At 62.0% G+C, this 10,766-nt stretch carries 9 protein-coding genes, 1 tRNA gene and 1 riboswitch; of the genes, 4 read left to right on the top strand and 6 right to left on the bottom strand.

What is annotated here, in order from left to right; genetic code table 11:
- Window position 1: 1 nt before the first annotated feature.
- Window positions 2–733 (top strand): phosphate signaling complex protein PhoU, encoded by a 732-nt coding sequence (phoU, locus tag OUZ52_RS09340; protein ID WP_266158116.1) that lies wholly within the window; start codon window positions 2–4, stop codon window positions 731–733.
- A 45-nt stretch (window positions 734–778) separates the two neighbouring features.
- On the opposite strand, the gene OUZ52_RS09335 is transcribed toward phoU, so the two are convergent.
- Genes OUZ52_RS09335 through rnr form a run of 3 tightly spaced genes read right to left on the bottom strand, consistent with a single transcriptional unit; the run spans window position 779 to window position 4,568 of the window.
- Entirely contained in the window at window positions 779–1,066 is a 288-nt protein-coding gene (locus tag OUZ52_RS09335; RefSeq protein WP_266158115.1) for a CBU_0592 family membrane protein, read from the bottom strand.
- Window positions 1,066–1,824 carry a 23S rRNA (guanosine(2251)-2'-O)-methyltransferase RlmB gene (gene rlmB, locus OUZ52_RS09330; RefSeq protein ID WP_266158114.1) on the bottom strand — a complete coding sequence of 253 codons (759 nt, stop codon included), beginning with the start codon at window positions 1,822–1,824 and terminating at the stop codon, window positions 1,066–1,068. The genes OUZ52_RS09335 and rlmB overlap by 1 nt, the downstream gene beginning before the upstream one ends.
- Window positions 1,821–4,568 (bottom strand): ribonuclease R, encoded by a 2,748-nt coding sequence (gene rnr, locus OUZ52_RS09325; protein WP_425493825.1) that lies wholly within the window; start codon window positions 4,566–4,568, stop codon window positions 1,821–1,823. Before rnr ends, rlmB begins: the two co-directional genes overlap by 4 nt.
- Before the next feature lie 191 nt (window positions 4,569–4,759).
- Between rnr and OUZ52_RS09320 the strand changes: the two genes are divergently transcribed.
- Window positions 4,760–4,846, top strand: a tRNA-Leu gene (locus OUZ52_RS09320).
- A gap of 80 nt (window positions 4,847–4,926) precedes the next feature.
- Here OUZ52_RS09320 and OUZ52_RS09315 read toward each other — a convergent pair.
- The 3 genes from OUZ52_RS09315 to OUZ52_RS09305 form a co-directional block, all read right to left on the bottom strand.
- Window positions 4,927–5,649 (bottom strand): hypothetical protein, encoded by a 723-nt coding sequence (locus tag OUZ52_RS09315; RefSeq protein ID WP_266158113.1) that lies wholly within the window; start codon window positions 5,647–5,649, stop codon window positions 4,927–4,929.
- 81 nt (window positions 5,650–5,730) lie between these two features.
- On the bottom strand, window positions 5,731–6,150 hold the full coding sequence (locus tag OUZ52_RS09310; RefSeq protein WP_266158112.1) for a VOC family protein: 420 nt from the start codon (window positions 6,148–6,150) through the stop codon (window positions 5,731–5,733).
- Window positions 6,151–6,201: 51 nt separating this feature from the next.
- Window positions 6,202–7,044, bottom strand: a complete 843-nt coding sequence (locus OUZ52_RS09305; protein WP_266158111.1) for an NAD(P)H-dependent oxidoreductase — start codon at window positions 7,042–7,044, stop codon at window positions 6,202–6,204.
- 84 nt (window positions 7,045–7,128) lie between these two features.
- Between OUZ52_RS09305 and OUZ52_RS09300 the strand changes: the two genes are divergently transcribed.
- Both OUZ52_RS09300 and gcvP read left to right on the top strand, forming a co-directional pair.
- Window positions 7,129–8,055, top strand: a complete 927-nt coding sequence (locus OUZ52_RS09300) for a LysR family transcriptional regulator (RefSeq protein ID WP_266158110.1) — start codon at window positions 7,129–7,131, stop codon at window positions 8,053–8,055.
- A 194-nt stretch (window positions 8,056–8,249) separates the two neighbouring features.
- Window positions 8,250–8,346: riboswitch (glycine riboswitch) on the top strand.
- 39 nt (window positions 8,347–8,385) lie between these two features.
- Window positions 8,386–10,766 (top strand): aminomethyl-transferring glycine dehydrogenase (gene gcvP / locus OUZ52_RS09295; RefSeq protein ID WP_266158109.1); only part of this gene is annotated, 2,381 nt, incomplete at its 3' end.

Below are 10,766 nucleotides of genomic sequence, written 5' to 3'. Positions count from 1 at the left end.
TATGAGCGGTGGCAAGGAACACATCATCAAGAGCTACGACGACGAGCTGACCCGCCTCACCGGCGAGATCGTGCGTATGGGCGAGCTATCGATCAGCCAGCTGGAAGCCGCCATCGACGTGGTCGAGCGCCGTGACGAGCGCGCCGCCCAACACGTGGTGCACAACGACGACGCCATCGACCAGCTGGAGCAGGAAATCAGCCACGACGTGGTGCGCCTGCTGGCCTTGCGCGCGCCGATTGCCGGTGACCTGCGCAACGTCTTCGCTGCCCTGCGCATTGCCGCCGATATCGAACGCATTGGCGACTATGCCGCCAATGTCGCCAAGCGCTCGATTCCGCTATCGATGGTGGCGCCGGTGACCCCGACCAATGGGCTGGCTCATCTCGCGGAACTCGCTGCCGCCGAAGTGCGCGATGTGCTGGTCGCCTATCGCGACCGCGACGCCGAGCGTGCCTACCAGGTATGGAAAGACGACGCCGACCTCGATGAAGCCTATACCGGCTACTTCCGTCAGCTGCTCACCTACATGATGGAAGACCCGCGCAACATCACGCCGTGCACGCACCTGCTGTTCATGGCAAAGAACATCGAGCGCATCGGCGACCACGCCACCAATATCGCCGAAAGCATCTGGTTCCAGGTCAACGGCGAGCCGCTTACCGCCCAACGCAGCAAGCGCGACTACACCTCCAGCCCCGAGATGCCCCCGCTGGGCGGCAAGTCCGAATAAGCGAGACCCTCCCCCTGCGCACTGGCAGGGGGAGGCTTCAGTGCGTCACCAAAGATCGACTTTATGTCCTGCCGCGCGAGCTTCGCGCCGCACTTTGAATCCGCGCGCGATACCGTAGGCACCGATCAACAGCCACGCCACCTGCATGATGAAGGCCGGCGTGTTGAAGGTGCCGGCCAGCAGCGACATCATCACGCCGATGGCACCGAGCACATTCATCAGCTGATAGATCAAGCCGGTGCCGTGCAGCTTGCGTACCTGCAATAGCAGAAAGGCCAGCAGCACCAGGGCCACGCCGATATAGCCAGCCCAGTCATGCCATTCAAAGGTCATTACTTAGCTCCTCGTTGACCGCCACTTCGCTGACGTACGGCTTCGAACAATGCCACACCGGTGGCTACCGAAACGTTGAGGCTTTCCATCTCGCCGGGCATGGGGATCTTCGCCACGAAATCGCAGGTTTCCCGCGTCAGTCGACGCATCCCCTCGCCTTCGCTGCCGAGCACAATGGCGACGGGGCCCTTGAAGTCGATCGTGTAAATCGATGTTTCGGTATCGCCCGCCAAACCGGTAATCCACACCCCGGCATCTTTCAGCTGGCGCAGCGCCCGGGCCAGATTGGTGGCGGCAATCAACGGCACGCGATCCGCGCCGCCAGCCGACGCGCGCCGCGCTACCGGAGTAAGCCCGACCGCGCGATCTTTGGGCACGATGACCGCCGTGACCTTGGCCGCTGCCGCGCTGCGCAGGCAAGCGCCGAGATTGTGCGGATCGGTGACGCCGTCCAGCACCAACACCAGGGCATCGCTACCCGCCTGCTCCAGCAAATCGACCAGATCGTTCTCGGTGGCCAGCGGCGGTGCCTCGTAGCGCGCGACGATGCCTTGATGCCGTGCGGCACCGGCGAGTTTGTCCAATTGCTCACGCGGCCGGTGCTGCACGGGAATCTTCAATTCGCGTGCACGCTCCATCAACTCTTGTAGGCGCGGGTTGCGCTGACCGTTTTCGATCAATAGCTCACGCACACGCTCAGGGTCGTTGCTCAATGCGCCTTCGACGGGGTTGATTCCGGCGATCCAACTCTCACTCATGACTTGCCTTTAGGTTTCTTTGGAGTACCACTGCCCTTCCCGGGTTTGCGTGAATCCGCCTTGGCGGACCCCGGCTTACGCGAATCAGACTTTCGTGGGTCAGATTTACGCGAGCCCGCTGCCGCCGACTTCTTGCCGGCTGCGCCAGGCGTAGCGGCGGCACGGCCCTGCGGGCGGCTGTCATCCGGTTTACGCGGGGCAGGCCGTGAACGGGGCGGCGGATTATCGCCTGTTCTGCTGCTCGCCGGGGCCGCCACCGGGGTCGCGGCGTCATCGCGGCGTCCAAACACCCGGCCAATGGCTTTGGCAGCACGACCGATCGCCGCAACGGCACCGGTCTTGGCGGTGGGCGCCTTGCGCGCGCCGGGCAGCGAATAGCGGTCCCCGGCGGCGGCATAGTCATAAGCGCGCCCGCTGCTGGCCGGTGGCGGTGCCGCCACCCGCGACGGGACCAGCCGGAAATCGATCTTCCGATCCTCAAGGCTGGCCCGCAGCACTTGCACGCGGACATGATCGCCGAGGCGAAACTGCGCACCGGTGCGCTCGCCCTTCAATAAATGGCGTGCTGGATCGAAATGGTAGTAATCGTTGGACAGCTGGCTGATATGCACCAGTCCCGAAACCTTCGATTCGTCCAGCTCAACGAACAGGCCGAACGAAGTCACGCCAGTCACCACGCCATCGAACTCGCTACCGACGTGCTTGGACATCCAGGCACATTTGAAGCGCTCATCGACATCGCGTTCGGCCTCTTCGGCACGGCGTTCGCGCTGCGAGCAATGCACCGCCATCGCAGCCATCTCGCCTGGGGTATAGCTGTAGTCGCTGGGCTTGCCGCCGGTCAACGCATAGCGAATCGCCCGGTGCACCAGCAAATCGGGGTAGCGGCGAATCGGCGAAGTGAAGTGCGCATAGGCCTGCAACGCCAGGCCGAAATGACCGCGATTGTCAGGCTGATACGCCGCCATGCTTTGGGCACGCAGCAATACCGACTGGATCAATTGCCGCTCGGGGCGATCTTTGACCATGCGCAATACATCGGAGAAATCGCCCGGGGTCACATCTTCCACCGAAGGCATACGCAATTTGAACTCACGCAAGAATTGCTGCAGGTCTTCGTATTTTTCGGCCGGCGGCGGCTCGTGTGCGCGGAACAAGGCCGGGATCTTTTTCTTTTCCAGGAACAACGCCGCCTGCACGTTCGCGGCGATCATGCATTCTTCGATCAGCTTGTGCGCATCGTTGCGCTCAGTAGCGCCCATGGCGACCACACTGCCGGTCTGATCGAGACGAAATTTCACTTCCGGGGTTTCAAAATCGATGGCCCCACGGCGACGGCGCTGCTCGGCCATGCTTTGATAGAGCGCATGCAGGTTTTCGATCTGCGGCAACACATCGGCGATTTCATGCCGTGCGTCTTCCTGCCTGAGACCTACCGCCTCCCACACCTTGTCGTAAGTAAGCCGGGCATGCGACAGCATCACCGCATCGTAGAATTTCGACTTCACCACTTCGCCGTCGGCGCTGACCTGCATATCGCAAACCATGCACAAGCGTTCGACTTTAGGATTCAGCGAACAAATGCCATTGGACAAAGCCTCCGGCAACATCGGTACGACAAAGCCGGGAAAGTAGGTCGAGGTACTGCGCTCGTAGGCTTCGCGGTCCAGCGCATTGCCGATACGCACGTAATGCGACACGTCGGCAATCGCCACGATCAGGCGATAACCGCCGCCACGCTTGGGCTCGGCATAGACCGCGTCATCGAAATCGCGTGCATCGGAGCCATCGATGGTGACCAGCGGCAGATGCCGGATATCCACGCGCCCCTCACGCTCGGCCGCGGTGACCTGCGGCTCGACCTCGGCTGCATCGCGCAACACTTCCGGCGGCCATTCATGCGGTAAATCGTGGCTGGCGATCGCCATCTCCACCAACAGCGAAGGCTGCAGCCGGTCGCCCAGCACCGCACGAATCGCGCCCAGCGGGCCACGGTGCGCAGTCGGCGGGTCGGTGATTTCGACCACCACGATCTGGCCCGAGCGAGCACCCTGCTCCTGCCCCGGTGGAATCATCACGTCCTGATGCAGGCGGCGATCATCCGGCGCGACCACGGTCACCCCGTTTTCGATCACCACGCGGCCCACCAGGCGCGGCGAACGGCGTTGCAATACCTCGACAATGGCGCCTTGCCGGCGGCCGCGCCGATCCACCCCGACCACACTGGCCAGCACGCGATCGCCGTGTAAAACGGTGCGCATCTGCTGCGGCGAGAGGTAAAGATCTTCACCACCCTCGTCCGGGCGCAGAAAGCCATAGCCCTCGGCATTGGCCAGCACCACGCCCGGGATCAGATCGAGCTTGCGGGCGGGTGCATAGCCGTCACGGCGCCCCAGCAGCAGCTGACCGTCGCGCACCATCGCCCCCAGGCGTTTACGCAAGGCGTTGAGGTCTTGTTCATCGTCCAGCTTCAAGGCCTCGGCGATACGCGCCTCGGTCAGCAATTCGCCCCGCTCATCGAGCAAGGCAAGAATGGCTTCACGACTGGGAATGGGACGCTCGTAGCGCTGGGCCTCGCGTTCGGCATGCGGATCGTGGCCACCACGGGAGGGCTTACCGGAGGGCTTGGCCGTGCCGGTGTCACGTGCACGGCGTCCAGAGGCCGCCGCCGGCGGGGCCGCCTTGCTTGGGGCGGATGGGCGCGCCGGCTTGGCTGGACCTTTATCTTTGTTTTTTTTCGTCACTTAGTTGCCTTGGCATGTGCAACGCGATCAGTACGACGCGTATGCGATGTATTCAGTATGAAGTCCGCGGGGCAAAATCCGCTGCAGATGTCATGGGGTGAAAAGAATATGAAAAGAAATAGTTGACAACCATCCAACAGATACCTAGTCTACGCGGCTCACGCAGACCAAACAGCCTGTGTGAGACACCTGCCCAGATGGCGGAATTGGTAGACGCACTAGCTTCAGGTGCTAGCGGGGGCAACTCCGTGGAGGTTCGAGTCCTCTTCTGGGCACCAATTGTAAACGAAGCCCGCAGCGATGCGGGCTTCGTTTTTTTGTGCCTTTCAAAAAGATAGCGACCGATACTGACCGTCGATCATCCGCCGGCCTTGGCTCGCTTCGCCGGCACGGCCTTGCTGACCTTCTTGGTCGCCTTTTTTGCCGTCTTTTTGCTCGCCGGTGCCTTGCGGCCGGCGACCAGCAGATGGCGCTGTTCCAGGCGATGCTCTTCCCTGAAAGCCTCGGCGTATTCCTGCAACTCGGCCTTGAGCTTGGCCGCCCCGCCCGGCCCACGCACCACATCCTTGTCGAGGCTATCGATCATCCGCTGCATCAGTTCGTAATCGTGATAGTCGCGATACGGCTTGAGGTCGAGATCGGCCGGAACCTTGCTCAAGCGTTCATCGCCAATCGACTTCACATATTTCTGCATAAAGCGATCGTAGGCAGCCCAGGTCACTCGCTCGGCATTCACCGCCGCCTCTTCGGCACGAGTCGCGATCTGATGGGCATGCAAATAATGCAGGCCGAGTTGGTCGATCAGGGTTTTCTCGACCTCCTCATGCAGAACCAGGAAGCGATCCACCTCGACCTTGCGTCCGCGAAACATGAAGCTTTTCGGCAAGTGCCGGTCGATGTAAATCGTCTTGCCGTCTTTGCTATAGCCCGCGAGATAAGGAATATCGTGGTCGCGATCGAGGTTTTTAACCCGCCGCAAGATCGCGTCGAGGGCGCGATCCAGCATCAAGGCGGAGATGTACCAGTCGGGGACTTTCAGCTTCTTGTGCGGGGCGTTCGGATGACAGGTGTTCAACGGCATGAGCGACTTCTCCTAAGCATGGAAAACGATGCCCCAGCGCTGCCAACCTCCCGCCCCATGTGCAAGAGGCCAGGAAAAAACTCAGGCCGCCGGCGGCCCCTTCAGCTCGACCATATTGCCTTGTGGATCGTACAGATAGATCGACGGACCTTCGCCCTGCGCACCATAGCGCGAACCCAGCTCACCAACGCGTACGCCATGCGCCTTGAGATGGGCCAGGATGGCGGCCTCGTCGTAGCCCTCCACACTCAGACACAAATGATCCATGTTGTGCCCTTCGGCGCCCGGCGCCACGCCACCGCTGCGACCCAGCTTGCTATCCATCCGAACCAGGTCGATCAGGGACGAGCCGGCGCGCAATTGCACCAGGCCGATTTCATCCTGGCGACGCTCCTCGCGACAACCCAGCACCTCGCAATAAAAACGCTGCATGACATCGGCGTCCAGAACCCTCAGCACGATGTGATCCAGATGCTGCAGCTGAAACGGCGGTTGGCTCATAGTGACTTCCGGTAAATAACTGCGGGGCCAGATAGTAAACCCAAGCACGGCTCAATAACTGGCTTGCCGCAGCGCCGATTCACCTCGACCTTCCGCAGCGAGGTCACACTGCTCTTCGCCGCCCCGATGAAGCGCAAAGCCGCTACGCCCTTCACTCAAACCAGGTTTGAGCGTCAACGCCGGAATCAGATAATCGCCATGATTCTGCCGACGGTAAGCAATCGGCTGCGCCACCATCGCCTCATCCAATCGCTTGCCAAGCGCCGCTACGGTTTCTTCATACCGCTGCGCGTGCATCGCTCCGCTTTTGAACACCACGAAGGGCGGCAGCACTTCGAACCCTGGATAAAACAACATGCCGTGCTGGATCGGAAACAGCACATCGTCGATCGCTCCGTTGATGCCGCGTTCGCTGTAGTGCTCAGCCCAGCCGCCGGTGGTGACCACCAGCATCGCGCGCTTGCCTTTGAAGCTGCCCTCACCGTAACGCTCGCCCCAACGCGCCTCGGAATGTTCGCCCACGCCATAGGCGAATCCGTACGCATAAACTCGTTCGAACCAGCCTTTGAGCATCGCCGGCATCGAGAACCACCACATCGGAAACTGGAACAGCACCAGATCAGCCCAGCGCAATTTGTCCTGCTCAGCAACGACATCGGCGATCTGCGTACCCTCGACAAAGGCATGCCGTGAATCCATGGAAGGATCGAAACGTTGGGTGGCATCGCGCTGCGGAAAATCCTCCGCATCCAGACTAGCCTTCCAATGCATCGCATAGAGATCGCTCAGCTGCACCGCATGGCCGCTGCTGCGCAGACGGTCCACCATGAAATCGCGCATCGAGCCGTTCAAGGATCGTGGTTCGGGGTGGGCATACACCAGTAAGACGTTCATCGTGGTCACTCCGTGAGGGATGCGACCAAGCTAAGCCGGCGCCAGGCATAATGGAAATGAATAGACTCAATGCCAGGTATAGCCATGCGTAATATCCGGGGTATCGATCTCGAATTGCTGCTAACCCTCGAAGCGTTGTTGACCGAGTGCAATGTCACTCGCGTGGCGCAACGGCTGCATCTAAGCCAACCAACCGTCAGCGTGCGGCTGGGCAAGTTACGACGCCTGTTCGCCGACCCCTTGCTGGTCTCTGGCCCTAGAGGCATGCGGCCCACCGCACGCGGCCTCGAACTGCTCGCCCCGTTGCGCGATGCCTTGAGCGGGGTCGAACGGATGCTTAGCGCGCAGACACCATTCGATCCCGCCAGTAGCGATCTCACCTGGCGGGTTGCCGCCTCGGACTATGCACAATGCGCCATCTTGATGCCCTTGCTGACGCATTTGCGCCGCCATGCACCCGGGATACGCAGTGCGGTACACCCGCTAATCCCCGCTGAAGTCGCCCGTATGGCCGAGCGCGGCGATATCGATGCAGCATTCAGCACGACCGATACCGTACCGGAGAGCCTGCGCAGCGTGACCTTGTTCGCTGAAAGCTACCAATTCATCGCCCGCAAACACCATCCACTATTGAAAGGCACGCCCACGCTGGCGCAATTTTGCGCGCTCGACCATGTACTGGTATCCCCCACGGGCGGCGGCTTCAAGGGCCCCACCGATGTATTGCTTGAGGCACGCCGGCGCAAGCGCCGGGTGGTGTTGTCGGTGCCGCATTTTCTGCTGGTGCCCGACCTGGTGCGCCAGTCGGACATGGTCGCCATGCTGCCCGCGCGCCTGCTGAAAGGACACAGTCAGGGCTTGCAGCTACTGGATTCGCCGATTCAGCCACCCGGCTATGACATGGCCATGAGCTGGCATGAACGAGTACATGCCGATACCGCGCACGCCTGGCTGCGCGAACAGGTGATCCAGGCCGTAACGCAAGCCGCCACGCCATCGGCGAGGCCCTGAGCGCCTGTTCAGCTGCCCTGGGACAGCCCGCAAAGCCAGATCCAGGGGCCTGAACACGGGCGCAGAAAAAGCAGGAACACACGCAGCCGACCTCTGTATAATCGGCCGGACTAGCTCGCGGTGGGAGAAGCGGGGATAACCCGCTGCCGAAGACGCAACGCCCGTAATCGCTCAGGCTCCCATACCACCGCGCGCCAACACACTCTGGAGAGACCGGTTAAATCCGGCGCCGAAGGGGCACGAAGCGCATCACGCTTCCAAACTCTCAGGCAAAAGGACAGAGGGGCGCCCCGCGTGCGGCACGGCACGTTATCTTCGGACGCCCCAGTCATGAGCCACAACTCCACACCTTCCCTGCGTGAGCTGGAACATCACAACGCTTTCATCGAGCGTCACATCGGCCCTAACGATACCGAGATCGCGCAAATGCTGCGCGTGGTCGGCCACGATTCACTGGAAGCGCTGACCGGCGCTATCGTACCCAGCTCGATCAAGTCCGCCGCGCCGCTGGCGATGCCCGAGGCTATTACCGAAGTCGCCGCGCTGGCCAAGATCCGCGCCATCGCCAACAAGAATCTGGTCTTCAAGAATTTCATCGGCCAGGGCTACTACGGCACGCATACGCCTAACGTCATCCTGCGCAACATCCTGGAAAACCCGGCCTGGTACACCGCTTACACCCCTTACCAGGCCGAGATTTCGCAAGGCCGCATGGAAGCGCTGATCAACTTCCAGACCATGGTCGCCGACCTTACCGGCATGGATATCTCCAACGCCTCCCTGCTCGACGAAGCCACCGCCGCCGGCGAGGCGATGACCCTGGCCAAGCGTTCGGCCAAGTCCAAGTCGAATGTGTTCTTCGTCTCCAATGGCGTGCATCCGCAGACGCTGGAAGTGCTGCACACCCGCGCCGATGGCATGGGCATTGAGCTGCATATCGGCGATGACAGCGAAGCGGCCACGGTCGATAGCTTTGGCGTGCTGCTGCAATACCCCAACACCTTCGGTCAGATCAACGACTACCAGGCACTCGCCCAGGCCGTGCATGCGCGCGGTGGTTTGGTGGCCGTGGCCACCGACCTGCTGGCGCTGACCTTGATTGCCGCCCCCGGCAGCTGGGGCGCGGACATGGTGGTCGGCAACAGCCAGCGCTTTGGCGTGCCGTTTGGCTTCGGTGGCCCGCACGCCGCCTACCTGGCCTGCCGCGATACTTATAAGCGCTCGATGCCCGGCCGCCTGATCGGCGTCTCGGTGGACGAGGAAGGCAAGCCGGCCTACCGCCTGACCCTGCAAACCCGCGAGCAACACATCCGCCGCGAGAAGGCCACCTCCAACATCTGTACCGCGCAGGTGCTGTTGGCGGTGATGGCCAGCATGTATGCGGTCTATCACGGCCCCGAAGGCCTGACCCGGATCGCTCGCCGCGTGCATCGCCTGACGGCGATCCTCGCTGGCGCGCTGCGCCAGGCCGGGGTTGCCGTCGGCGCCGACTTCTTCGATACCTTGCATGTCAGCAACGTCGACGCCGCCGCCATCCACACGAAAGCCCGCGCCATCAGCATCAATCTGCGCGCGATCGACAACCACAACCTCGGCATCAGCCTGGACGAAACCAGCACCCGCGAAGATGTGGTGCAGATCGCCGCCTTGTTCGGCGCCAAGATCGCCGACATCGATGCACTGGACGCCAGCACCGCCAATGCCCTGCCCGCTGCACTGATCCGCCACGGCGACTTCCTGCAGCATCCGGTGTTCAACACGCACCACAGCGAGCACGAACTGCTGCGCTACATGCGCTCACTGGCCGACAAGGATCTGGCCATGGATCGCACCATGATTCCGCTCGGCTCCTGCACCATGAAGCTCAACGCCACCGCCGAGATGATACCGGTGACCTGGCCAGAGTTTTCCAGCATCCATCCGCTGGCTCCCGCCGAGCAGGCACAGGGTTACAAGCAGCTGATCGACGAACTCGAAGCGATGCTGGTGGAGTGCACCGGCTACGACGCGGTCAGCCTACAACCGAACTCCGGCGCCCAGGGTGAATACGCCGGCCTGCTGGCGATCCGCGCTTATCACCAGTCGCGCAACGAAGGCCATCGCGACATCTGCCTGATCCCCGAATCCGCTCACGGCACCAATCCGGCCTCCGCGCAAATGTGCGGCATGACCGTGGTGGTGACCAAGTGCGACAGCAACGGCAACGTCGACGTGGAAGACATCCGCGCTCGCGCCGAACAATACAAAGACCGTCTTGCCGCGCTGATGATCACCTACCCGTCCACGCATGGCGTGTTCGAGGAAGACATCGTCGCCATCTGCGACATCGTCCATGCCAATGGCGGCCAGGTGTACACCGACGGCGCCAACATGAACGCGCTGGTCGGCGTGGCCAAGCCCGGCAAGTGGGGCTCGGATGTGTCGCACCTGAACCTGCATAAGACCTTCTGCATTCCGCACGGCGGCGGTGGCCCGGGCGTGGGCCCAGGCGCAGTGAAATCGCATCTGGCGCCGTTCCTGCCACGCACGCTGGGCGGTGACGGCAAGGTCGGCATGGTCAGCGCCGCCAGCTTCGGCTCGGCATCGATCCTGCCGATTTCCTGGATGTACGTCACTCTGATGGGCACCAACGGTCTGCGCAAAGCCACCCAGGTGGCCCTGCTCAATGCCAACTACATTGCCAAGCGCCTCGCCCCGCATTACGAAACGCT

Origin of the sequence: Dyella silvatica, assembly GCF_026283955.1 — a bacterium.
Taxonomy (GTDB): domain Bacteria; phylum Pseudomonadota; class Gammaproteobacteria; order Xanthomonadales; family Rhodanobacteraceae; genus Dyella_C; species Dyella_C silvatica.
This window is presented reverse-complemented; position numbering and strand designations above follow the sequence as displayed.

Coding starts and splice junctions, on each gene's coding strand:
- OUZ52_RS09310 (WP_266158112.1), bottom strand. CDS start 6,150: ATGAGCCAACCGCCGTTTCAGCTGCAGCATCTGGATCACATCGTGCTG.
- OUZ52_RS09300 (WP_266158110.1), top strand. CDS start 7,129: ATGCGTAATATCCGGGGTATCGATCTCGAATTGCTGCTAACCCTCGAA.
- OUZ52_RS09305 (WP_266158111.1), bottom strand. CDS start 7,044: ATGAACGTCTTACTGGTGTATGCCCACCCCGAACCACGATCCTTGAAC.
- phoU (WP_266158116.1), top strand. CDS start 2: ATGAGCGGTGGCAAGGAACACATCATCAAGAGCTACGACGACGAGCTG.
- rlmB (WP_266158114.1), bottom strand. CDS start 1,824: ATGAGTGAGAGTTGGATCGCCGGAATCAACCCCGTCGAAGGCGCATTG.
- OUZ52_RS09335 (WP_266158115.1), bottom strand. CDS start 1,066: ATGACCTTTGAATGGCATGACTGGGCTGGCTATATCGGCGTGGCCCTG.
- OUZ52_RS09315 (WP_266158113.1), bottom strand. CDS start 5,649: ATGCCGTTGAACACCTGTCATCCGAACGCCCCGCACAAGAAGCTGAAA.